The organism is Mesorhizobium sp. ES1-4 (assembly GCF_020164745.1).
Lineage (GTDB): Bacteria > Pseudomonadota > Alphaproteobacteria > Rhizobiales > Rhizobiaceae > Mesorhizobium.
The window spans coordinates 315700-337171 of sequence record NZ_JAIUGV010000008.1; the positions used below are offsets into that span (position 1 = coordinate 315700).

23 protein-coding genes and 1 pseudogene are annotated in these 21472 nt (G+C 63.2%); 16 read left to right on the plus strand and 8 right to left on the minus strand.

Features of this window, described 5'->3' with window-relative positions:
- Positions 1–23 precede the first annotated feature (23 nt).
- Positions 24–317 carry a hypothetical protein gene (locus tag LB556_RS17880; RefSeq protein ID WP_224569043.1) on the plus strand — a complete coding sequence of 98 codons (294 nt, stop codon included), beginning with the start codon at positions 24–26 and terminating at the stop codon, positions 315–317.
- On the opposite strand, the gene LB556_RS17885 is transcribed toward LB556_RS17880, so the two are convergent.
- On the minus strand, positions 314–715 hold the full coding sequence (locus LB556_RS17885) for a GFA family protein (RefSeq protein ID WP_224569044.1): 402 nt from the start codon (positions 713–715) through the stop codon (positions 314–316). The two genes, LB556_RS17880 and LB556_RS17885, sit on opposite strands and share 4 nt — an antisense overlap.
- A 191-nt stretch (positions 716–906) precedes the next feature.
- Between LB556_RS17885 and LB556_RS17890 the strand changes: the two genes are divergently transcribed.
- Both LB556_RS17890 and LB556_RS17895 read left to right on the plus strand, forming a co-directional pair.
- Positions 907–1671 (plus strand): TlyA family RNA methyltransferase, encoded by a 765-nt coding sequence (locus LB556_RS17890; protein ID WP_224569045.1) that lies wholly within the window; start codon positions 907–909, stop codon positions 1669–1671.
- Complete coding sequence (locus LB556_RS17895) at positions 1668–2909, plus strand: class I SAM-dependent RNA methyltransferase (RefSeq protein WP_224569046.1); 1242 nt, start codon at positions 1668–1670, stop codon at positions 2907–2909. The genes LB556_RS17890 and LB556_RS17895 overlap by 4 nt, the downstream gene beginning before the upstream one ends.
- A gap of 29 nt (positions 2910–2938) precedes the next feature.
- Here the strand turns inward: LB556_RS17895 and LB556_RS17900 are convergent, their stop codons facing one another.
- From LB556_RS17900 to LB556_RS17910, 3 genes are all read right to left on the minus strand, one after another.
- The gene (locus LB556_RS17900; RefSeq protein WP_224569047.1) at positions 2939–3472 is read right to left on the minus strand and encodes a transglutaminase-like cysteine peptidase; all 534 of its coding nucleotides are present in this window, start codon (positions 3470–3472) and stop codon (positions 2939–2941) included.
- Positions 3473–3843: 371 nt separating this feature from the next.
- The gene (tldD, locus tag LB556_RS17905; RefSeq protein ID WP_224569048.1) at positions 3844–5256 is read right to left on the minus strand and encodes a metalloprotease TldD; all 1413 of its coding nucleotides are present in this window, start codon (positions 5254–5256) and stop codon (positions 3844–3846) included.
- A gap of 170 nt (positions 5257–5426) precedes the next feature.
- Positions 5427–5987, minus strand: coding sequence for an invasion associated locus B family protein (locus LB556_RS17910; protein WP_224569049.1), 561 nt, complete (start codon positions 5985–5987; stop codon positions 5427–5429).
- A gap of 376 nt (positions 5988–6363) precedes the next feature.
- On the opposite strand from LB556_RS17910, the gene coxB reads away from it, so the two are divergent.
- The 12 genes and pseudogenes from coxB to rnhA all read left to right on the plus strand — a co-directional run bounded on the left by coxB (position 6364) and on the right by rnhA (position 15749).
- Positions 6364–7248 carry a cytochrome c oxidase subunit II gene (coxB, locus tag LB556_RS17915; RefSeq protein WP_224569050.1) on the plus strand — a complete coding sequence of 295 codons (885 nt, stop codon included), beginning with the start codon at positions 6364–6366 and terminating at the stop codon, positions 7246–7248.
- 38 nt (positions 7249–7286) lie between these two features.
- Entirely contained in the window at positions 7287–8939 is a 1653-nt protein-coding gene (ctaD, locus tag LB556_RS17920; protein ID WP_224569051.1) for a cytochrome c oxidase subunit I, read from the plus strand.
- A 74-nt stretch (positions 8940–9013) separates the two neighbouring features.
- Positions 9014–9958, plus strand: coding sequence for a heme o synthase (locus LB556_RS17925; RefSeq protein WP_224569052.1), 945 nt, complete (start codon positions 9014–9016; stop codon positions 9956–9958).
- A gap of 2 nt (positions 9959–9960) precedes the next feature.
- Complete coding sequence (locus tag LB556_RS17930) at positions 9961–10122, plus strand: hypothetical protein (protein ID WP_224569099.1); 162 nt, start codon at positions 9961–9963, stop codon at positions 10120–10122.
- On the plus strand, positions 10122–10754 hold the full coding sequence (locus tag LB556_RS17935; RefSeq protein WP_224569053.1) for a cytochrome c oxidase assembly protein: 633 nt from the start codon (positions 10122–10124) through the stop codon (positions 10752–10754). The genes LB556_RS17930 and LB556_RS17935 overlap by 1 nt, the downstream gene beginning before the upstream one ends.
- Position 10755: 1 nt before the next feature.
- A complete protein-coding gene (locus LB556_RS17940) occupies positions 10756–11637 on the plus strand; it encodes a cytochrome c oxidase subunit 3 (protein WP_224569054.1) in 882 nt (293 codons plus the stop codon).
- 62 nt (positions 11638–11699) lie between these two features.
- Positions 11700–11993 (plus strand): annotated as a pseudogene (locus LB556_RS17945) (L,D-transpeptidase family protein); the annotation flags it as partial.
- Positions 11990–12400 (plus strand): DUF983 domain-containing protein, encoded by a 411-nt coding sequence (locus LB556_RS17950; protein WP_224569055.1) that lies wholly within the window; start codon positions 11990–11992, stop codon positions 12398–12400. The pseudogene LB556_RS17945 and the gene LB556_RS17950, both read left to right, overlap by 4 nt.
- On the plus strand, positions 12397–13152 hold the full coding sequence (locus tag LB556_RS17955; RefSeq protein ID WP_224569056.1) for an SURF1 family protein: 756 nt from the start codon (positions 12397–12399) through the stop codon (positions 13150–13152). The genes LB556_RS17950 and LB556_RS17955 overlap by 4 nt, the downstream gene beginning before the upstream one ends.
- A gap of 87 nt (positions 13153–13239) precedes the next feature.
- Positions 13240–14250 carry a 4-hydroxy-3-methylbut-2-enyl diphosphate reductase gene (ispH, locus tag LB556_RS17960; RefSeq protein ID WP_224569057.1) on the plus strand — a complete coding sequence of 337 codons (1011 nt, stop codon included), beginning with the start codon at positions 13240–13242 and terminating at the stop codon, positions 14248–14250.
- Between the two features lie 6 nt (positions 14251–14256).
- Positions 14257–15219 carry a homoserine kinase gene (locus tag LB556_RS17965; RefSeq protein ID WP_224569058.1) on the plus strand — a complete coding sequence of 321 codons (963 nt, stop codon included), beginning with the start codon at positions 14257–14259 and terminating at the stop codon, positions 15217–15219.
- The gene (gene rnhA, locus LB556_RS17970) at positions 15216–15749 is read left to right on the plus strand and encodes a ribonuclease HI (protein ID WP_224569059.1); all 534 of its coding nucleotides are present in this window, start codon (positions 15216–15218) and stop codon (positions 15747–15749) included. The genes LB556_RS17965 and rnhA overlap by 4 nt, the downstream gene beginning before the upstream one ends.
- Positions 15750–15831: 82 nt before the next feature.
- Here rnhA and LB556_RS17975 read toward each other — a convergent pair whose 3' ends face one another.
- The 3 genes from LB556_RS17975 to LB556_RS17985 form a co-directional block, all read right to left on the minus strand.
- Entirely contained in the window at positions 15832–16308 is a 477-nt protein-coding gene (locus tag LB556_RS17975) for a DUF2938 domain-containing protein (protein ID WP_224569060.1), read from the minus strand.
- A 93-nt stretch (positions 16309–16401) separates the two neighbouring features.
- Positions 16402–16884, minus strand: coding sequence for a peroxiredoxin (locus LB556_RS17980; RefSeq protein WP_224569061.1), 483 nt, complete (start codon positions 16882–16884; stop codon positions 16402–16404).
- Positions 16885–16980: 96 nt separating this feature from the next.
- Positions 16981–17787: a protein-disulfide reductase DsbD domain-containing protein gene (locus LB556_RS17985; RefSeq protein WP_224569062.1), complete on the minus strand. Its 807-nt coding sequence runs from the start codon at positions 17785–17787 to the stop codon at positions 16981–16983.
- A 172-nt stretch (positions 17788–17959) separates the two neighbouring features.
- Here LB556_RS17985 and LB556_RS17990 point away from each other — a divergent pair, with 172 nt between their 5' ends.
- Positions 17960–18568: a YqgE/AlgH family protein gene (locus LB556_RS17990; RefSeq protein ID WP_224569063.1), complete on the plus strand. Its 609-nt coding sequence runs from the start codon at positions 17960–17962 to the stop codon at positions 18566–18568.
- 15 nt (positions 18569–18583) lie between these two features.
- Here the strand turns inward: LB556_RS17990 and LB556_RS17995 are convergent, their stop codons facing one another.
- The gene (locus LB556_RS17995) at positions 18584–21472 is read right to left on the minus strand and encodes an EAL domain-containing protein (protein ID WP_224569064.1); all 2889 of its coding nucleotides are present in this window, start codon (positions 21470–21472) and stop codon (positions 18584–18586) included.

Consider the following 21472-nt stretch of genomic DNA (forward strand, 5'->3'; position numbering starts at 1 on the left):
GATCAGGCAGGGAGATAACAACAATGAAAATGTTTCTGTATGGCGTGGCGGTTTTAGCCGTCATCGCGGCACCGGCCGCCGCCGAGACGCGCTATGACCGCAATCTCGAAAACGCGGCGCTGGGCATCGTCGCCAGCAAGATGGGCGATATCAGGGGCGGCTTTTCCTACAAGCAGGTCCCGCAACTTGTGGTGCTGCCGGACCCTTCGCCTGTACCCGCCGTTGCGACCGAGCATCCACGGGAACAGGTATCGGGGAATCGGGACGACGGTTTGTCTCCAGCTGTCGAGCGCCAGGTGTCACGAACGATCTTCTAGAACCACATATCGCGTACGCAACGGCCATCGCGTGGCAGATCGTCGAAAGAGTCGAGGCCATCGAAATGGTCGATCGGCAAGTCGGCGACGGCCTCCGGCGGCGCCAGCCTGACGTTGACGGCGATGCGTGTTCGGCCAGAATCGCTGGCGTGCAAGCCGCGCCAGGCCAGGACGCACGCGCAGGTCGGACAGAACAGGATCTCGAGCGACGGCCTGTCTTTTCCGGCGCGCGTATAGCTGGCCGTCGGCCCCGAGACGCGAATGCGCTCATTGTCATAATCATAGGCCCAGAGCGTCCCATAGCGGCGGCAAAGCGTGCAGTTGCAGGCGGTCACCGGGCCGGGATCGCCTTCCAGCGTCCAGTGGGTTGCGCCACAGTGGCAGGTTCCCGTCAGCATTCGTTCTCCCCGGGGTTCTAGCGATGGGGGGCTCTTCTCGACGATCATTTTGCCGGACCCGATAGCATGCGCGCAAGTCGCCGCGTGACCGGGTCCATCAGCCTTCACACGACTTCTCCGCGTTTCATCCGATGCGCTTGGTTTCATCCAATGCGCTTGCCTTCGCGGCCGGCTTTCGCCAGAGAGGGTCGATGAATTCGCCTCTGCCAGCCAGCTCTCGCCAGCGACTCGACGACTTGCTCGTCCAGCGCGGGCTGTTTGCCAGCCGCTCGCGAGCCCGCGACGCGGTCGAGCGCGGCACGGTGACGGTTGACGGCGCCATTGCCCGCAAGCCTGGCCAGAACGTTTCGCCGCGATGCCTTGTCGCCATCGGCGATCCGGCGCAAGGCTATGTTTCGCGCGCGGCGCTGAAACTGATCGGCGGACTGGACCATTTTGGCCTCGACCCCGCCGGCCGCGAAGCCCTCGACATCGGCGCCTCGACAGGCGGGTTCACCCAGGTGCTGCTCGAACGCGGCGCATCGCATGTCACGGCAATCGATGTCGGGCATGGCCAGATGCACCCCGATATCGGCGGTGATCCGCGTGTAACCGTGATCGAAGGCCTTAACGCACGCGATCTCACGGCCGCCGATCTTGCCGGCCGCGATCCGGATTTTATTGTTTCCGACGTCAGTTTCATCTCGCTGAAACTGGCGCTGCCGCCGGCGCTTGCCCTTGCCAAGCCCGGTGCCGACGCGATCTTTCTGGTCAAACCGCAATTCGAGGCCGGTCGCGAGGCGATCGGCAGGGGTGGGCTGTTGAAGGATCCCTTCGATGCCGCCCGTGTCGCGGGCCTGCTGCAGGATTGGCTGGATGCCATTCCCGGCTGGCGCGCGCTTGGCCTGCATCTGTCGCCGATCGAAGGTGGCGACGGCAATCGCGAATTCCTGCTCGGTGGGACTAAGGACCGATGAGCGCACGCTTCACCATCAGGAAACTGGGCGCACAGGGCGACGGCATCGCCGAAACCGAAAGCGGCGACCTGTTCATTCCCTTCTCGCTGCCGGGCGAGACCGTCACCGCCGTTCGCGAACGGGATCGCGCCACGCTGATGGCGGTGCTGGACGCCTCGCCGCTGCGCATCGAACCCGCCTGCCGCCATTTCACCGAATGCGGCGGTTGCGCGCTCCAGCATTTCGAGGCCGAAGCCTATCGCCAGTGGAAACGCGACAAGGTGGTGCACGCGCTGAAGGGCAAGGGCATCGACTGCGATATCGGTGAACTGGTCGCCTGCGCGCCGCACACGCGCCGCCGTGTCGTGCTTGCCGCCCGGCGCACCGATACGGGCATGCTGCTGGGCTTCAACCGGCATCTGTCGCCGGAAATCATTTCCATATCCGAATGCCCGATCTCGGTGCCCGAAATCGTCGCCGCGCTCGGCCCGTTGAAGTCGCTGGCCGAGTTGATATGTGCCACCACCAAATCATTCCGGATGGCGGTCACCGTGACTGCTTCGGGCCTCGATGTCGCCGCGCACGACTCCGGCAAGCTCGGCGAACACCAGCGCCGTATCGCCTCCAATTTCGTCATTGCGCACGGCTTTGCCAGACTGTCCATCGACGACGAGATCGTCATCGAGCCGAGGAAGCCCATCGTCATGTTCGGCAGCGTCGCCGTCGCCGTGCCACCCGGCGCCTTCCTGCAGGCGACCGAGGCAGCCGAACGGGCCATGGCCGAGATCGTCGGCGGACATCTGAAGCGAGCCAGGAAGATCGCGGATCTCTTCGCCGGTTGCGGCAGCTTTGCCTTGCGGCTGGCCGCGAAGTCGGAAGTCCATGCGGTCGAAGGCGATGCGGCCGCGCTTTCGGCGCTCGACCGGGGCTCCCGCTTCGCGACCGGGCTCAAGCGCGTGACGGGCGAGCGTCGCGACCTGTTTCGGCGGCCACTGACTTTCAAGGAATTGAACGCCTTCGACGGCCTCGTGTTCGACCCACCAAGGGCCGGTGCGGAAGACCAGTCGAAGCAGATCGCCCGCTCGGATGTTCCCTTCGTTGCCGCGGTGTCATGCAACCCGGTGACGCTGGCTCGAGACCTGCGCGTCCTCATCGACGGCGGCTACACTTTGAAGAGCGTGACGCCGATCGACCAGTTCCTGTGGTCGCCACATGTCGAAGCGGTCGCCTTGCTGGAAAAGCCCAGGAAGAGGCGCTGAGCGCCTGGACTGCTACGGTCCCGACAGGCTCAGTCTACGAGCTTTGCGACATTCGTGAGGGTTTTCGGCGTGCCACCGCGCTGGTTGACCGACAGCCAGATATTCGGATTCTGCTGTGACTGACGTTTCAGAAAATAGTAGCCTGTTGCGTTCCAGGGCCTGATTTCGTCGACCATATTGTCGAGGATGAGATCGCCTTTGTCGGTTTTCACCGTCAGGACGGTGTGGCCTTCGTTGTTGAGGTCGCGCACGACCGTCATCAACAGCGCCTGCCGGGGAAATCCAGCCTCCTGAAGCAGCTTGCGCTTGTAGAGCGCGTAGATCTTGCAGTCGCCCTTGCCGTCAACCGGATAATCCCAATGGTCCATCATCGTGCCCCAGTGATCGAAATTGCTGACCGGCTGGATGGCGCTGTTCGCCTTCTGATTTATCCGCTTGAGGATGCGCAGGTTCCGCGCTGTCAGCTTGACGTTCGCGGCCGGCAGGGTGGGAACCCTGCACTCCCTTGGTCGGCGATGACAGAAATCGACCCAACCGTAGGGGACGCTGGTGCGTCCGCCCACGGCGGCGGAGCGTAACCCATCGGTGGAAGATTGGCTCGATCGCGACTTGAACAATGTCGACTGTGCCGACGCCGGACTGGCTGGTAGCAATGTCGCACCAGTCAACGAAACAAAGCCAAGCAGGAGAACCAGGACGGGGGAGTGCCGCATTGCCAAAACCACCACCGCAACGAGGAACTGGCGCTGCGTTCGTGCGCAAAGGCAGCCCAGGCAGTCAAAGACTTAATAATTTCTTAATGTGGATTGTGTCCACTTCAAGGTGCCGGCCGCCGAAATGCCCGCACCCGGCAGGATGGCGACTGGCATGGTGGAGGGCGCCCGCATCCGGAAAGATCGCTTGGCGGGTAACGATACCGCAACGGCACCGAGCCTCAAACCCTGGTGCCGCCGACCGTCATCTGGTTCATCCTCAGATGCGGCTGTCCGACGCCGACGGGCACGCCCTGGCCGGCCTTGCCGCACATGCCGATGCCATTGTCGAGCTTCATGTCGTTGCCGACCATCGTGACGCGGTGCATGGCATCGGGCCCGTTGCCGATCAGCATGGCGCCCTTGATCGGCTGCGTCACCTTGCCGTTCTCTATCATGTAGGCCTCGGTGCAGCCGAACACGAATTTGCCCGACGTGATGTCGACCTGTCCGCCGCCGAAGGAGACGGCATAGATGCCGTTCTTCACCGAGGCGATGATCTCATCCGGCTCCATGTCGCCCGAGGTCATGTAGGTGTTGGTCATGCGCGGCATCGGCTGATGCGCATAGCCTTCGCGCCGGCCATTGCCGGTGGCCTTCATGCCCATCAGCCGCGCGTTCTGCCGATCCTGCATGTAGCCGACCAGTTTGCCGTCCTCGATCAGCACGTTGCGGGCCGAAGGCGTGCCTTCATCGTCGACGGTGAGCGAGCCGCGCCGCTCGGGGATGGTGCCGTCGTCAACGACCGTAACGCCCTTGGCGGCTACCTGCTGCCCCATCAGGCCGGCGAAGGCCGATGTCTTCTTGCGGTTGAAGTCGCCTTCCAGCCCGTGCCCGACGGCTTCATGCAGCATGACGCCGGGCCAGCCGCTGGACAGCACGATGTCGAACGTGCCGGCCGGGGCCGGGATCGCCTCCAGATTGACGAGCGCTTGCCGGAGCGCCTCTCTGGCGGCGTGCTTCCAGCTATCCTCGACCAGGAAGTCGCCGAACGCCTTGCGCCCGCCCATGCCGTAGGAGCCGCTCTCCTGGCGCTCACCATCGCCGACGACGACCGAGACGTTGACTCGGACCATCGGCCTGATATCGCGCACCACCTGGCCATCGGCACGAACGATCTCGACATGCTGCCAGGATGCGGCGATCGAGGCCGTCACCTGGCGCACGCGTGGGTCCTCGGCGCGCAGCCAGGCGTCGATTTCCTGAAGCAGCCTCCCCTTGGCCTCGAAGGAAGGCGAGGGGATCGGATTCTCGTCGCCGTAGAGGTGGCGATTGGTGCGGGCGGGGGCCGCGGCGAGCGTGCCGGAATAGCCGCCCTTGACGGTCGACACGGCATTGGCCGCGCGCAGCAGCGACGCCTCGGACAGGTCGCTGGAATGAGCATAGCCGCTGGCTTCGCCGGCAACCGCGCGCAGGCCAAAGCCCTGGTCGGTGCTGAAGCTGGCGGTCTTGAGCCGGCCGTTGTCGAACATCAGCGCTTCGCTCTCGCTGTATTCGAGAAACAGTTCGCCGTCGTCGGCGCCCTTGATGGTGTCGGCGACGATCTGCTTGATGCGGTCGTCTGAAATGTCGAATTGGCCGATCAGGCTGTTCATGGCGCGTCCGTCCGTGGGATGATTGCTTTACCCCGATGTAGGCGTGAAGCCCCGTCCAGACAATCGGCAATGAAGACGACGCCGGCGAATGACGCTGTCCGCTTGACGTGGGGCATGCTTCTGGGGTCGGCAAAAGCCGCGTCCAGGTTTGGCTCCGCGCGAAGCCCTGATCAGGGCAGGGCGGCGAAACCTTCGGCGAAACCCTTGAGGTCGACAGGGATGCCGATGCCTTCCTCAGGCGTCTGGAAGACGATGAAGGTCGCCGACGTGCCGGTCTTCAGCGTGTCGAGCAGCGGCTTTTCGAGAATGACCTCGGCATAACACCCGTCCTGGAAGCAGCGCACGAAATAGGCGCGGCCGATGTCCTTGCCGTCGACGTTGAGGCCGAGGCCGTTCGGCAACAGCACGCCGAGCGGCGCCAGCACGCGCAGGATCTCGGCCTTGTTGTCCGCGGTGCGCAGCACGACGACAGAAAGCCCCATCTCCGGCCGGTCCTCGGCGACGACGTTCTGCATCATCACGCATTGTTCCGAGGTGGCGCCGGCCGGCGTGTCGCAGATGATCGACCAGGCGCCATGCGTCGAGCGCACCGTGCCGCTCGGCTGGGCGGCATCGGCCTGACCGGCGACGAACAGGCCGACAGCGGACAGGACGGCGAGAAACACGGCGTTCGCCATGGGCCTCGAAAGTCCCGATCGCTTATGCCTCAGTCTCGAAAGCCAAGAGTTCATGACGGCTCCATTGCGAATCACGGCACTTTAAGCCGCGCCAATACCAAGTAAAGGACGAGACCGCGGCCGGACTGTCCCGAAAGAGGCAATACAGCGCTTCTCCCTGCCAAATTCGCCTGAATTACGACGCCTTGCCCGCATCGCCGGCATAGCGCGGACAGCCAGCATAACATACCCGATTCGCCACTGTGGCTATTGCCGCGGAAGAGCCATGCCGGCTTGCGCGCAAAAATGCCGCACGGTTTCGGCCGCTCCTTTCTTGCGGAGGGAAAAGGAGTATGGTTTGAACCAGCTTGAGACTGTCGGGATTCCCGTTCCGGCATTGTTCGTTATTCTCGCTGGCACGGCCGCGAGGAACTGGGAGACGAAGAGGGCGATGAGAAATTTCCTAGCAAACGCCAGGTTTCTAGCAAGTGCTGGGGCCGCCACCGCGTTTTTGGCCGGCACATCCGCCCATGCCGATCAGCCAGTGGCGTGGGAGACCACCTTCCAGGCGCCGGCGACCGATATGATGCGGCAGATCGAATGGTTCGGAAATTACACGATGTGGTTCATCGTTCCGATCACCGTCCTGGTGCTCCTTCTCCTCGCCTACTGCATCGTGAGGTTCCGCGCGAGCGCAAATCCGGTTCCTTCCAAGACCAGCCACAACACGCTGATCGAGGTGGTCTGGACCGTCGGCCCGGTCGTCGTTCTGCTCTGTCTTGCCATCCCGTCATTCCAACTCCTGACCGCGCAATACACGCCGCCGGAAGAGGCCAAGCTGACAGTCAAGGCGACCGGCAACCAGTGGAACTGGGACTACGAATACCAGACCGACAACACGCTCGCCTTCAACTCCGCCATCCTCCAGGATAGCGATCGCGCCAAGGCCGGCAAGGAAGACCGCAAGGTCTATCCGCGACTGCTTGCCGTCGACAATGAGCTGGTGGTGCCGGTCAACACCATGACCCGCGTGCTGGTCACCGCGACCGACGTGATCCATTCCTTTGCAATGCCGTCCTTCGGCATCAAGATCGACGCCATTCCGGGACGCACCAATGAAACCTGGTTCAAGGCGGAGAAGGAGGGCCTGTATTATGGTCAATGCTCGCAGCTCTGCGGCAAGGACCACGCCTTCATGCCGATCGCCATCCGTGTCGTCTCGGACGCGCAGTTCAAGACCTGGCTGGCGGCGGCCAAGACCGATCTGCCGGGCGCCAACAAGACGCTCATGGCCGAGGTCGACGGCCATAACAAGGTAGCGGCCGCCGGCAATTGATGCCGCCGGTCAGTAAGATTTAGGGAACGGAGCGGAACATGGCAGACGCTGCAGCTCACGACGGGCACGACCACAAGCCTTATCACGGTTGGGTGCGCTGGGTTTATTCGACCAACCACAAGGACATCGGTACGCTCTACCTGATCTTCGCGATCATGGCGGGTATCATTGGCGGCGCGCTGTCGGTGGCCATCCGCATGGAACTGCAGGAGCCTGGTATCCAGATCTTCAGCGGTCTGGCGCAGATGGTCTACGGCATGAACGGTGATGCGGCGATCGACGGCGGCAAGAGCATGTACAACGCCTTCGCCACCGCGCACGCCCTGATCATGATCTTCTTCATGGTCATGCCGGCGTTGATCGGCGGTTTTGCCAACTGGATGGTGCCGATCATGATCGGTGCTCCGGACATGGCGTTCCCGCGCATGAACAACATCTCGTTCTGGCTGCTGCCGCCGGCCTTCATCCTGCTGCTCACCTCGATGTTCGTGCCAAGCGCATCAGGTGCTTACGGTGTCGGTGGTGGCTGGACGCTCTATCCGCCGCTGTCGACCTCGGGTCAGCCCGGTCCCGCCATGGATCTGGCCATCCTGTCGATCCACATCGCCGGCGCGTCCTCGATCCTGGGTGCCATCAACTTCATCACCACGATCTTCAACATGCGCGCGCCTGGCATGACGCTGCACAAGATGCCGCTGTTTGCCTGGTCGGTGCTGGTCACCGCATTCCTTCTGCTGCTGTCCTTGCCGGTTCTGGCCGGCGGCATCACCATGCTGCTCACCGATCGCAATTTCGGCACCACCTTCTTCGTTCCCGAGGGCGGCGGCGATCCGCTGCTGTTCCAGCACCTGTTCTGGTTCTTCGGCCATCCGGAAGTGTACATCCTGATCCTGCCGGGCTTCGGCATCATCAGCCATATCGTCTCGACCTTCTCGAGGAAGCCGGTCTTCGGTTATCTCGGCATGGCTTATGCCATGGTCGCGATCGGCGCCGTCGGCTTCATCGTCTGGGCGCACCACATGTACACGACCGGCCTGTCGCTCGACACGCAGCGCTATTTCGTTTTCGCCACCATGGTCATCGCGGTGCCGACGGGCGTGAAGATCTTTTCCTGGATCGCGACGATGTGGGGCGGGTCGATCTCGTTCAAGACGCCGATGCTGTGGGCGCTGGGCTTCATCTTCCTGTTCACCATCGGCGGTGTCACGGGCGTCCAGCTGGCCAATGCCGGCCTCGACCGTTCTCTGCATGACACCTATTTCGTCATCGCCCACTTCCACTACGTGCTGTCGCTGGGCGCGGTGTTCGCCATCTTCGCCGGCTGGTACTACTGGTTCCCGAAGATGACCGGCTACATGTATTCGCCTGTCATCGCCAACACCCACTTCTGGGTCACCTTCGTCGGCGTCAACCTGATCTTCTTCCCGCAGCATTTCCTCGGCCTCGCCGGCATGCCGCGCCGCACCATCGACTATCCCGACGCGTTTGCGGGCTGGAACTATGTGTCGTCAATCGGTTCCTACATCTCGGCCGTCGGCGTCCTGATCTTCCTCTACTGCGTGTTCGAAGCGTTCCAGAAGAAGCGGGTGGCCGGTGCTAACCCATGGGGCGAGGGTGCAACGACTCTCGAATGGCAGCTTCCTTCGCCGCCGCCCTTCCACCAGTGGGAGCAACTGCCGAAGATCAAGTAAAGCGGCTCCCCCTCGAATGCGAAGCCGCCGGTCCGCCGGCGGTTTGGCCAACGGAAGAATGGACTTGAGTACGCATGGCCCTAGTCGACGAAACAGGCATTGACGAAGTGGGCTTCCGCATGTCGGAAGCGACGGCGGGCGATTTCTTCGCCCTGCTGAAGCCACGCGTCATGTCGCTGGTGGTGTTCACCGCCTTTGTCGGGCTGGTTGCCGCACCGGTGACCATCAACCCGCTGCTGGCGGTGATCGCCATCCTGGCCATCGCGATTGGCGCCGGCGCCTCGGGCGCCCTCAACATGTGGTACGACGCCGACATCGACGCGGTGATGACCAGGACCGCCAGCCGCCCGGTCCCGTCCGGCCGTATCCAGCCGCACGAGGCGCTCAGCTTCGGCTTGGTGCTTTCGGTCCTGTCGGTGATGACACTCGGCGTTCTGGTCAACTGGCTGGCCGCCACGCTGCTGGCCTTCACCATCTTCTTCTATGCCGTCGTGTACACGATGTGGCTGAAACGCTCGACGCCGCAGAACATCGTCATCGGCGGTGCCGCTGGCGCGATCCCGCCGGTTATCGGCTGGGCCGCGGTGACCGGGTCGGTCAGCCTCGAAAGCATCATCCTGTTCCTGATCATCTTTCTGTGGACGCCGCCGCATTTCTGGGCGCTCGCGCTGTTCAAGTCCGAAGACTATGGCCGGGCCGGCATCCCGATGATGCCGAATGTTGCCGGCCATGCATCGACCCGCCGTCAGATTTTCGCCTACGCACTGGTGCTGGCCCCGGTCGGCGTGCTGCCCTGGCTGCTCGGCTACACGACACCGATCTATGGCGTGGCCGCCCTGCTGCTGGGCGCGGGCTTTGTTTGGTATGCCTGGAAAGTGCTTGGCATGCCCGACAGCGATCGCGCGATGAAGCCGGCCAAGGCCTTGTTCGCTTATTCGCTGCTCTATCTCTTCGCCATTTTCGCCGTCTATCTCGCCGACAGCGTCATCGGGCGCATAATCACGGCTGGTGGAGCATGAGCATGGCAGACGACAAACTCGAAACGGTCACCTTGACCGAACCCCAGAAGAAGGCCCAGCGCGGACGTTCCATCGCGATCGGCTTCGCGCTGGCGGTGCTCGTCGTCATTTTCTACATCGCGACGATCGTGAAGTTCGGCCACAATTTGTCGGGCAAGATGTGATGAGCGGCGAGACGCCCAGAAAATCGGCCGGGAAAACCAGCAACCTCGTCGTCGCGGCCGTTTGCCTCGCCTTCTTCACCGGCATGATCGGCATGGCCTATGCAGCCGTGCCGCTCTACAAGATGTTCTGCCAGGCGACAGGTTATGGCGGCACGACGCAGCGTGTCGAAAAGCAGTATGCCGGTCACGTGCTTGACCGTGAGATCACCGTCCGTTTCGACGCCAACATCGCCGGTGTGCCGTGGGATTTCCAGCCGGTCCAGCGCTCGATGACCATGAAGATAGGCGAGACCGTGCAGGCGCATTACCAGGCGACCAACAAGTTCGATCGCGTCGTCACCGGTCGTGCCACTTTCAACGTGCAGCCGGAACTGGCAGGCCCGTACTTCAACAAGGTCGAATGCTTCTGCTTCACCGATACGACGCTGAAGCCCGGCGAGACGCTGGACATGCCGGTCCTGTTCTATGTGGACCCTGATATCGTGAATGTGCCGGAACTGAAGGACATCAAGACGATCACTCTGTCCTATACGATGTTCCCGGTCGAAAAGAACAAGCCGGTCGCCTCCTCGGAGCCGGTCCAGGGCAAGAGCAAGACAGTTTCAGATACCGAAGGAAATCTCGGGGGTTGATATGGCAGACGCGCACGCAAAACCACACCATGACTACCATCTCGTCGACCCGAGCCCGTGGCCTTTCCTGGGATCGATAGGGGCGCTTGTCACCGCTTTTGGCGGCGTCTGCCTTATGGAATACCTGAAGGCCGGCTCCTTCCCGATCTTCGGCATCAACATCGCCAATCCCTGGCTGTTCTTCATCGGCATCGTGATCGTGCTGTACACCATGTTCGCCTGGTGGTCGGACACGATCAAGGAAGCGCATGAGGGTCACCACACGCGCGTCGTGTCGCTGCATCTGCGCTACGGGATGATCATGTTCATCGCCTCGGAGGTGATGTTCTTCGTTGCCTGGTTCTGGGCCTACTTCGATGCCAGCCTTTTTGCCGGTGAGGTGCAGAACTACGCGCGTCACACCTTTACCGGTGGTGTCTGGCCTCCGAAGGGCATGGAGGTTCTCGATCCCTTCCATTTGCCGCTCTACAACACCATCATCCTGCTGCTCTCGGGCACCACGGTCACCTGGGCGCACCACTCGCTCATCCATGGCGACCGCAAGGGGCTGATCAACGGCCTGGTGCTGACCGTCGGTCTCGGCATGCTGTTCACCATGGTGCAGGCCTACGAGTACATACACGCGCCATTCGGCTTCAAGGATTCGATCTATGGCGCCACCTTCTTCATGGCGACCGGCTTCCATGGCTTCCATGTCATCATCGGCACCATCTTCTTGCTGGTCTGCCTGATCCGCGCGATGAAGGGCGACTTCACCCCCAAGCAGCATTTCGGCTTCGAGGCGGCCGCCTGGTACTGGCACTTCGTCGACGTCGTCTGGCTATTCCTGTTCGCCTCGATCTATGTCTGGGGATCGGCCGGCGCGGTGATCGAAGGCCACTGATCCAACTTTTGGATGTCGATTTCGCGAAGGCGGCCGCGGCGACGTGGCCGCCTTCTTCTTTTCGGCGCACGCCCGAAGGCCGCTATGTCCTCGACTGGCGCAACCCCAGCTGCGTCGCGCGCCAGTCGATCCATGTCTCCTATCCCGATGCCGACGATCTGGCGGCCGCGAAGGCGCGCAGTGTAGATCCCGGCGGCATGATCATGATCCACGGCCAGCCGAACGGCTTCGGCTGGTGGGGCTGGCTGCTTCAATTGGTCGACTGGACCGATGGCTGTATTGCCGTTACGGATTCCGCCATGGACGAAATCTGGGCAATGGTGGCCGATGGGGCACCGATCGAGATCGAGCAATGACCATGAGCGACGGGCCATCCACGACTGAAGACAAGGCGATCTGGCCTCCGATTGATCCCATTTCGGCCGGCCTGCACGGCCGGTGCCCGCGCTGCGGCGAGGGACGACTGTTTTCCGGCTTTCTCACTGTCGGCAAGCGCTGCGTCAATTGCGGCCTCGACTATTCCTACGCCGATGCCGGTGACGGGCCGGCGGTCTTCGTCATCCTGATCATCGGCTTCGTCATCGTCGGCCTTGCGCTCTGGGTCGAAGTGACGCTGAGCCCGCCGCTGTGGCTGCATCTGGTGATATGGATCCCGCTGGCCCTTGTGCTGTGCCTGACGGCGCTTCGGTTGATCAAGGGCGTGCTGCTCACCCTGCAATACAGCAACAAAGCTGCCGAGGGCCGGCTGGACCGCGGCGAATGAGCGAGACTTCCGTCAAAGCCGGCGGCCGTTCGCAGCCGAGATCGGTACTGTTGTTCGTCCTTGGCCTTGTGCTGTTCCTGGTACTGCTGGCGCTCGGCACCTGGCAGGTCCAGCGTCTGCACTGGAAGGAAGGCCTGCTGCGGACCATCGACCAGCGCACGCATTCGGCGCTGCTGCCACTGGCCGAGGTCGAAAGGGAATTCGCCTCGACCGGCGACGTCGACTATACGCCGGTCACGGTGACCGGCACTTTCCTGCATTCGGGCGAGCGGCATTTCTACGCGACCTGGGAAGGGGATGCGGGCTTCAATGTCTACACGCCGCTCGCCCTGGACGATGGCCGTTTCGTCCTGGTCAACCGTGGCTTCGTGCCTTACGACCTCAAGGATGCGGCCAAGCGCGCCAAGGGACAGGTGACGGGCAAGGTCACTGTCACCGGGCTTGCCCGCAACCCGCTGCCGGCAAAGCCCTCGATGATGCTTCCCGACAATGACGTGGCCAAGAACATCTTCTACTGGAAGGACCGCGACGTCATGGCCGCGAGCGCCGGCCTGCCCGCTGGGTTCACGCTGGTTCCGATCTTCATCGATGCCGACAAGACGCCGAATCCGGGCGGTCTGCCGGTCGGAGGCGTGACCATCATCGATCTGCCGAACAGCCATCTGCAGTATGCTGTCACCTGGTACGGGCTCGCCGCCGCGCTTGCCGCCGTGCTCATACTGCGGCTTCGCCGCCCCGCGAAAGAGGACTGAACGCGGGCGCCGCCCCCTTTTTGCCGATGCTCTTGACAGGGCAGGGGTAGGCACCTCATTTCGGCGCTGACGAACGGCCAGGATTCAATGCTTCAGACAATCGCCAAGCCTCCTCTGACGATCCGGCTCTGCCAGCCGCGCGGCTTTTGCGCCGGCGTCGACCGCGCCATACAGATCGTCGTGCTGGCGCTGAAGAAATACGGCGCGCCGGTCTACGTCCGCCATGAGATCGTGCACAACCGCTATGTGGTGGAAGGGCTGCAAAGCCTGGGCGCCGTCTTTATCGAGGAGCTTTCCGAAATTCCGGCCGAGCACCGGCGGTCGCCGGTGGTCTTCTCCGCGCATGGCGTGCCGAAATCGGTGCCGGCGGATGCCCAGGCGCGAAATCTGTTCTATCTCGACGCCACCTGTCCGCTGGTTTCGAAGGTGCACAAACAGGCGATGCGGCATCAGCGGCTTGGCCGCCACGTTCTGCTGATCGGCCATGCCGGCCACCCCGAGGTGATCGGCACCATGGGGCAGTTGCCGGAAGGCGCGGTGACGCTGGTCGAGACCGAGGCCGATGCCGCCAGGCTTGTACCCGCCGATCCGAAGGCGCTCGGTCTCGTCACCCAGACCACGCTCTCGGTCGAGGATACCGCCGGCATCATCCGCGCGCTGCAGGAGCGCTTTCCGGACCTGCAGGCGCCGGCGGCGGAGTCGATCTGCTACGCCACCACCAACCGACAAGAGGCGGTCAAGGACACCGCCCCGGGTGCTGACCTCTATCTGATCGTCGGCGCCCCCAATTCCTCGAATTCGCGCCGCCTTGTCGAAGTTGCCGAACGCGCCGGCGCCGCCATGTCGCTTCTCGTGCAGCGCGCCGCCGAAATTCCGTGGAATGACATCGGCACAATCTCGACGCTCGGTCTGTCGGCGGGGGCATCGGCGCCGGAGATCATCGTCGACGAGATCATCGAAGCGTTCCGCCAGCGTTTCGATGTGACCATCGACCTGGCCATCACGGCCACCGAAACAGAGGATTTTCCGGTCATGCGGGTATTGCGCGATGTCGAACTGACGCCGGCCGACATGGCCTTCGTCAACGGGGCCGCGTGAACAGCCATGGCGGTCTACACCGACGTTGCCGAGGGCGAACTCGGCGCTTTCCTGAAGCACTACCCCGTCGGCGATCTCCTGTCGTACAAGGGTATCGCCGAGGGCACCGAGAATTCGAACTTCCTGCTGCACACCTCCAGCGGCTCGTACATCCTGACGCTCTATGAAAAGCGGGTCGAGAAGGCGGATCTGCCCTTCTTCCTCGGGTTGATGGGGCATCTCGCCAACAAGGGGGTGTCCTGCCCGCTGCCGGTGTCCGCGCATGACGGCAGCGTCATCGGCACGCTGGCTGGCCGGCCGGCGGTCATCATCACCTTCCTCGAGGGTCTTTCGCTGCGGCGACCGGCCGCGACCCATTGCGCCGAGGTTGGCAAGGCGCTGGCCGCGCTGCACCTGGCTGGCGCCGACTTTTCGATGAGGCGCCCGAACGCGCTCGCTCTGGACGGCTGGCGCAAGCTTTGGGGTGCGTCTCGCAGCCGCGCCGACGAGGTCGAGCCGGGCCTTGCCGCCGAGGTCGACGCCGACTTCGCCGATTTCGAGCATAACTGGCCCAAGGGCCTCCCCGCGGGCATAATCCACGCCGATCTTTTCCCTGACAATGTCTTTTTCCTTGGCGAGAAGCTTTCGGGTCTGATCGACTTCTATTTCGCCTGTGACGATCTCTACGCCTACGACGTCGCCACCTGCCTCAACGCCTGGTGCTTCGAGAAGGACTTTTCCTTCAATCTCACCAAGGGCAGGGCGTTGCTCGCGGGCTATCAGAGCGTGCGCCCCCTGAGCGCGGAGGAGAAGGCGGCGCTGCCGATGCTGGCGCGCGGCTCGGCACTGCGCTTCATGCTGACCCGGCTCTACGACTGGCTGACCGTCCCCGATGGCGGGCTGGTGATGAAACGCGACCCGACCGAATACATCAGAAGGATGCGGTTCCATCGGGCGATCAGATCTCCTTCGGAATATGGATTGGCATGAGCAAGCAGGTTGAAATCTTTACCGATGGCGCCTGTTCAGGCAATCCCGGCCCCGGCGGCTGGGGCGCCGTCCTGCGCTTCAACGGCACCACCAAGGAACTCTCAGGCGGCGAGGCCGAGACGACCAACAACCGCATGGAATTGCTGGCGGCGATCTCGGCGCTGAACGCCTTGAAGGAACCTTGCACGGTCGAGCTCCACACCGACAGCAAATACGTCATGGACGGCATTTCCAAATGGATCCATGGATGGAAGAAGAACGGCTGGAAGACCGCCGACAGGAAGCCCGTCAAGAACGGTGAGCTCTGGCAGGCGCTGGACGAGGCCAACCGGCGCCACAAAGTCACCTGGAACTGGGTTAAGGGCCATGCCGGCCATGCCGAGAACGAGCGCGCCGACGAACTTGCAAGGGAAGGCATGGCGCCGTTCAAGAAGGGGCCTTTCAGGCCGGTAGCGTCGGCGCCAAAGCCTGACGTCCAGGCAAAGCAGCCCCTGGCTCCGAAAACACGTCGTTCGACCCAGAGCTATTGAGCTCCAACCATTTCGGCTACGATATCGGCCCGCGCCACATCATCCATGGATGGCGGCCGATCGACAGCCTGCACTGAACCGTCTAGCGGATCAGCAGCGCCGTGCCCCAAAGCCCAAGCGCGAACACAGTGTGCGACACCAGGTTGAAGGCGCGGATCCGCATCGGGTTCGGCCGCTTTGAAGCCGCCCAGCCGGCGCCCATGCCTGGCGCCAGCAGGAACCAGCCAGCGCCGACGGTAACGATGCCGAAGATGAAGGCCGGCAGGAAGGTCGGCGCGGCCAGCCAGCCCGTTCCTGCCACCACGACCAGGATGATGCCGTAGACGATGCCGACAAAGTAGTGAAAGGCCCAGCCTAGGGGCACCTCATGCGCGTAGGGCGCCGCATCGCCGATATCGTCGTGAAAAACCTTGTCGCCGAGGTGCCAGACCCAGCGCCCGACCGGCCCCCAGTTCGGCCGTGGCTGGCCGAATGCCTTGTGCAGGAAGAAGGCCCAGAGATCCATCAGGATGGTGGCGCCGACGCCGATCGCGATACCGCGCCAGAAGATGTCAAACATTCTTGGTCCCCCCGGAACGCCGGCAGTTCCGCAGCGTAGCCGCCCGTCATACGAAGCAGCCGTTGCGGCTTCGCATGACCCGGCCGTCGAAGCTCAGAGCTGGCCGAGAATGTGGGCCGCGCCGGACTCGTCGACGCCGGGCTTGGTCTCGACATTGAGCGCGGAGACCTTGCCGTCCTCGATAATCATCGAAAACCGCTTCGAGCGCAGGCCCATGCCGCCACCGGAGTAGTCCGCGTCGAGACCGATCGCCTTGGCGAAATCGCCGTTGCCGTCGGCGAGGAACAGGACCTTGCCCTCGCCGCCGGTGAAGCGCGCCCATGCGCCCATGACATGAACGTCGTTGACCGAAACGACAGCGATGGTGTCGACGCCGCGCGCCAGGATCGCGTCACGGTTTTCGAGATAGCCGGGCAGATGGTTGTTGCTGCAGGTCGGCGTGAAGGCGCCGGGCACGCCGAACAGAACCACTTTCTTGCCCGCAAAAATCTCCGCCGACGTGATCGGCTTGGCGCCGTCGGCGGTCATGGTCTTGAAGGTCGCTTCGGGCAGCTTGTCGCCAACGGAGATGGTCATGAATTCCTCGCTTGGGGAGTGGAAGGACGTGTTTTGCGATAGCGAAACAGGGTTGTTTCCGCAACTGGCCAGCAGCCGCTATCAAGACGGCCAACATCAAGGGAAAGGCAGCAACCCCGCGACCGCGCCGGCCGAACTTGTCAGCGTGTAGTGGAGCCCGCCCTCCGTCGGCGTCGTCGAAGGGCGATCGAGGATCGGTACGGTGAAGATCAACTTGCCGTCCTTTTCCGCGCGCGAAGGTGTACCGAACATGTAATCGCGCTCGCCGGCGACGAAAAAATCCGCCGCCGCCGGGTCGCCGGGAAAGCTCGCCTCGACAACCAGCGTCTCGTGATCGCCCGGCAGCACGTTGATGCCGAAGTCAGGCTTTGCCGGCGCCGGCAATGCCGTGAAACTCGCCTTCACCAATGCCGCGTCGTCGGCATTGTCAGGATCGGAGGCGGGGTCGACGCTCAGCCGTGTCTGCACGGGGATGCAGATGGTCTCACAAATGCCGAGAAAGATGTCGGCATCGATGACGGCCGGCCGGTTCGGCGTCGCCAGCGTGAATGTTACAGGCAGCGAAACGGGATAGTTGTAGCCGGCCCATTTGCCATAGCCATCGTCGTGGCGCTGCGGCGCGGGAAACGACAGTATCGCATCGGCGATATTGGTGCTGGCCGAAATGTCCAGCTGCGGCGGAACACCTGCGTCACCAGGGTCGCGCCAGTAGGTCTTCCAGCCCGGTTTGAGCGCGATATCGAGAACGCCTTGGATGCGACCGGCGTCGTCCGGCCTGCCGCTGGTCACCAGCCGCACCTTGCCGCCTTCGCTCTTGTACCAGGCTGATGAGGAGGCGGTGGCGGGGAGGGCGGTTGCCAATGCGATGACCGCGCCGAGCAACAGGATTTTCAAGCTTTGCATGGTGGTGATTTGATCGTCCGTTCGTGGCCGCGCAATGATTTCATCGCCTTGCTGTTATCATATTTGCGTGACCTTCGCGGGCAAGCCAAGCCCGGCCTGCCGATATGGGCTTTGGTCGAATCCGGTACGGCCCATCTTTTCGGCGCCCGGGAAACACGTTACCCTCCCTGGCATGGATTTGTTGCGCCACAAGAAGACAGCCGCTGGCCGTGGCTTTCTCGACGATCAGTTCCTGATTGCCATGCCTGGTATGAAGGACGACCGTTTCACGCGCTCGGTCATCTATATCTGCGCGCACAGCGATGAAGGCGCGATGGGCCTGATCATCAACCAGACGCAGCAGATGCTGTTTCCGGACCTTCTGGTGCAACTCGGCATCATGAACGAGCAGGAGGCGATCCGCCTGCCGGCGCAGGCGCGCGATTTCGTCGTGCGCAATGGCGGACCCGTCGACCGCAGCCGGGGCTTCGTCCTCCATTCGGGCGACTACCGCGTGGAATCCTCGCTCACCGTTTCCGACGACATCTGCCTGACCGCGACCGTCGACATATTGCGGGCAATATCGTCAGGGCGCGGGCCGCGCCGCGCGCTGATGGCGCTCGGCTATTCCGGCTGGGGCGCCGGCCAACTGGAAACCGAGATCGCCGAGAATGGCTGGCTGACCTGCCCGGCGACGCCGGAATTGCTGTTCGACGCTGACATCGAGCGCAAATACGACCGGATTCTCGCCTCGATCGGCATCGATCTTGCCCATCTCAGCCTGGCCGCCGGACACGCCTGACGACGCGGAAGGCTTTTAAGCCTGCGTCAGCGGATACTGCTCCTTCAGCGTCTTCAGCACCTGGTCGCCCGGCATCGGCGCGCCGAACATGAAGCTCTGCACATATTCGCAGCCCATCTGGCGCAGCTCCAGCGCATCGCGCTCGTCCGATATGCCCTCGGCGACCACCGACAGGCCGAGCTCATGCGCCATGTTGACCATGGATTTGAGCAGTACGGCGCGCTTGGGCGTGTTGTCGTCGACGAAGCTCTTGTCGATCTTGATCGTATCGAACGGGAACCGCGTCAGATAGGCGAGCGAGGAGTAGCCGGTGCCGAAATCGTCCAACGACAGGCCAATGCCGAGCTGCTTCAGCTTGGTCAGCACATGGGCCGTCTGTTCGGGATTGTCCATGACCAGCGACTCGGTGAGTTCGAGCCGGAAGCAGCGCGGCTTCAGGTTGGCGCGTGCGATCACCGAACGCACATCGCTGACCAGGTCGCGGCGGATGAGCTGGCGGCTGGACAGGTTGACGGAAACCGACAGCGGCGCGTCGCCGATCTGCTTTTGCCATCCCGCGAGATCCTCGGCCGCCTGCTGCATCGCAAACAGCCCAAGCTGCACGATCAGCCCGCAGCTTTCGGCGACCGGGATGAAATCCGCCGGCGGGATCATGCCGCGGCGTGGATGGTCCCAGCGCAGCAGCGCCTCGAAGCCGGCGACACTGCCATCCTCGAGCCGCACGATCGGCTGGTAGGCCAGCGTGAACTCGCGCCGCTCGATGGCGCGCCGCAGGTCGGATTCGAACTGCAGGCGGTCGGTGCCGACGGTGCGGAACGCAGGACGGAACGGCTCTATCCTGTCGCCGCCGAAGCGCTTGGCCTGATGCATGGCGAGTTCGGCGTCCTTGACCATGTCCTCGGCCGAGGTCTGCGCCGAAGTCCAGGTGATCAGGCCGATCGAGGCGGTCAGCACGATCTCGCGTTTGGCAAAGGTGATCGGATTGTTTATCGCATGCTTGATCGCATCGGCCACGCCGGCGATGCGGGCGGGATCCTGCTCGGACAGCAGCATAAGCGCGAACTGGTCGCCGGCGAACCGCGACAGCGAGTCCTTCGGCTTCAACAGCCGGTGCAGGCGCCGTGCTATGGTAAGCAGGATGGTGTCGCCGGCGGAGATGCCGAGCCCGTCATTGACCTGCTTGAAACGATCAATGTCGATGACGAAGACGGTCGGACGCACCTTCTCTTCGGTGCGGGCGATCGAGATGATCGCCTCCAGCCGGTTCATGAACAGTTCGCGGTTCGGCAGGCCGGTCAAGTTGTCGTGCACGGCGTCGTGCAGCAGCCGCTCTTCGGATTTCTTCTGTTCGGTGACGTCGACCATGGTGCCGACGCAGCGGATCACCTCGCCGTCCGACCCGATCACCGGGCGCGCGCGCAAGGCGAACCAGTGATAATGCCCGTCGGCGCCGCGCAGGCGGAAGTTCTGCGCCACCCGGCCGCGCCGATGCTCCAGCACCACATCGAGCGTCGTGCGGAACGTGTCGCGGTCATCGGCATGCAGCACCGGCAGCCAGTTTCGCGCGGCGCCCCCCAGGCTGTTGGGGGCAAGGCCGAGCTGGATGCTGACATCGGGTTTGGTCACCACGCGGTCGCGCAGCACGTCCCAGTCCCAAACCGTATCGCCCGATCCCGCGACGGCCAGCGCCTGTCGCTCGAGGTCGGAGAACAGCCCCTGATGCAGCGCACCACCTGCAAAGGCGTGCTGCATGACGGTGAAGCCGATCAACAGGATGATCAGGATCAGCCCGCCGCCAAGGGCTGGCTGGGCGATGTCGTTGTCAAGCATGCCGGTAACCGCCATCCACGACCCGCATAACCACAACAGCACCATGACCCAGCTGGGCACCAGCATGATCGCTCGGTCGTAACCACGAATACCGAGGAAGATGATCAGGCCGAGCCCGGTCAGCGCCGTGGCGGCAAATGAGATGCGGGCAATGCCCGCGGCGACCGCTGGATCGACGATGGCGACGCCGGCGATCAGCAGCAGGCCGAGTATCCAGACCAGGGCGCCATAGCTGAAATGGCCGTGCCATCGGTTGAGGTTGAGATAGGCGAACAGGAAAACCACGAAGGTCGCCGCCAGTCCCACCTCCGTTCCGGCTCGCCACATCTGTTCGTTGCCGGGCGAGATCTCTATCACCTTGTTGAGGAAGCCGAAATCGACGCAGATATAGGCAAGCACCGCCCAGGCAAGAGCTGCCGTCGCCGGGAACATCGACGTTCCCTTGACGACGAACAGGATGGTCAGGAACAGCGCCAGAAGGCCGGCGATGCCGATGACGATGCCGCGAAACAGCGTGTAGGAATTGACCGAATCCTTGTAGGATTCCGGGTCCCAGAGGTAGACCTGGGGCAGCTTTGGCGAGGCGAGTTCGGCGATGAAGGTGATCACCGTGCCGGGGTTCAGCGTCACCCGGAACACGTCGGCGTCGGGGCTGGTCTGGCGGTCGAGCGCGAAGCCTTCGCTCGGCGTGATGGCGGCAATGCGCGTCGAGCCCAGGTCCGGCCAGAAGATGCCGGAATTGACCAGCCGGAAATGCGGCGCGACGATCAGCCTGTCGAGCTGCTGGTCGGTGGTGTTGGCGAGTGCGAACACGGCCCAGTCGCCGGTCGAACGGGCGTCGTTGGCCTCGACCTCGATGCGCCGTACGATGCCGTCCGGCCCGGGCGCGGTCGACACCTGGAAGTTCTCGCCCTGGTTGCGGTAGATCTCGACGGCGCGCGAAAGGTCGAGCGCGACATCGTCGCGGGCAATCTTGATGGGTTCGACGGCGAAGGCCGACGAAGCCGCGCACAGCGTCAGCATCGTCGCCAGCAGAAAGGCGAACAGCGGCCCGTTTCGCAGGAATTTCGTCAA

Bases quoted from the DNA above. Each gene is read 5' to 3' on its own strand.
- LB556_RS17965 (WP_224569058.1), top strand. From the start codon at position 14,257: ATGGCGGTCTACACCGACGTTGCCGAGGGCGAACTCGGCGCTTTCCTG.
- LB556_RS17910 (WP_224569049.1), bottom strand. From the start codon at position 5,987: ATGAACTCTTGGCTTTCGAGACTGAGGCATAAGCGATCGGGACTTTCG.
- LB556_RS17885 (WP_224569044.1), bottom strand. From the start codon at position 715: ATGCTGACGGGAACCTGCCACTGTGGCGCAACCCACTGGACGCTGGAA.
- LB556_RS17925 (WP_224569052.1), top strand. From the start codon at position 9,014: ATGGCCCTAGTCGACGAAACAGGCATTGACGAAGTGGGCTTCCGCATG.
- LB556_RS17950 (WP_224569055.1), top strand. From the start codon at position 11,990: ATGACCATGAGCGACGGGCCATCCACGACTGAAGACAAGGCGATCTGG.
- LB556_RS17985 (WP_224569062.1), bottom strand. From the start codon at position 17,787: ATGCAAAGCTTGAAAATCCTGTTGCTCGGCGCGGTCATCGCATTGGCA.
- ispH (WP_224569057.1), top strand. From the start codon at position 13,240: ATGCTTCAGACAATCGCCAAGCCTCCTCTGACGATCCGGCTCTGCCAG.
- LB556_RS17930 (WP_224569099.1), top strand. From the start codon at position 9,961: ATGGCAGACGACAAACTCGAAACGGTCACCTTGACCGAACCCCAGAAG.
- LB556_RS17895 (WP_224569046.1), top strand. From the start codon at position 1,668: ATGAGCGCACGCTTCACCATCAGGAAACTGGGCGCACAGGGCGACGGC.
- LB556_RS17880 (WP_224569043.1), top strand. From the start codon at position 24: ATGAAAATGTTTCTGTATGGCGTGGCGGTTTTAGCCGTCATCGCGGCA.
- coxB (WP_224569050.1), top strand. From the start codon at position 6,364: ATGAGAAATTTCCTAGCAAACGCCAGGTTTCTAGCAAGTGCTGGGGCC.
- LB556_RS17975 (WP_224569060.1), bottom strand. From the start codon at position 16,308: ATGTTTGACATCTTCTGGCGCGGTATCGCGATCGGCGTCGGCGCCACC.
- LB556_RS17940 (WP_224569054.1), top strand. From the start codon at position 10,756: ATGGCAGACGCGCACGCAAAACCACACCATGACTACCATCTCGTCGAC.
- LB556_RS17935 (WP_224569053.1), top strand. From the start codon at position 10,122: ATGAGCGGCGAGACGCCCAGAAAATCGGCCGGGAAAACCAGCAACCTC.
- LB556_RS17980 (WP_224569061.1), bottom strand. From the start codon at position 16,884: ATGACCATCTCCGTTGGCGACAAGCTGCCCGAAGCGACCTTCAAGACC.
- LB556_RS17890 (WP_224569045.1), top strand. From the start codon at position 907: ATGAATTCGCCTCTGCCAGCCAGCTCTCGCCAGCGACTCGACGACTTG.
- LB556_RS17990 (WP_224569063.1), top strand. From the start codon at position 17,960: ATGGATTTGTTGCGCCACAAGAAGACAGCCGCTGGCCGTGGCTTTCTC.
- tldD (WP_224569048.1), bottom strand. From the start codon at position 5,256: ATGAACAGCCTGATCGGCCAATTCGACATTTCAGACGACCGCATCAAG.
- ctaD (WP_224569051.1), top strand. From the start codon at position 7,287: ATGGCAGACGCTGCAGCTCACGACGGGCACGACCACAAGCCTTATCAC.
- rnhA (WP_224569059.1), top strand. From the start codon at position 15,216: ATGAGCAAGCAGGTTGAAATCTTTACCGATGGCGCCTGTTCAGGCAAT.
- LB556_RS17955 (WP_224569056.1), top strand. From the start codon at position 12,397: ATGAGCGAGACTTCCGTCAAAGCCGGCGGCCGTTCGCAGCCGAGATCG.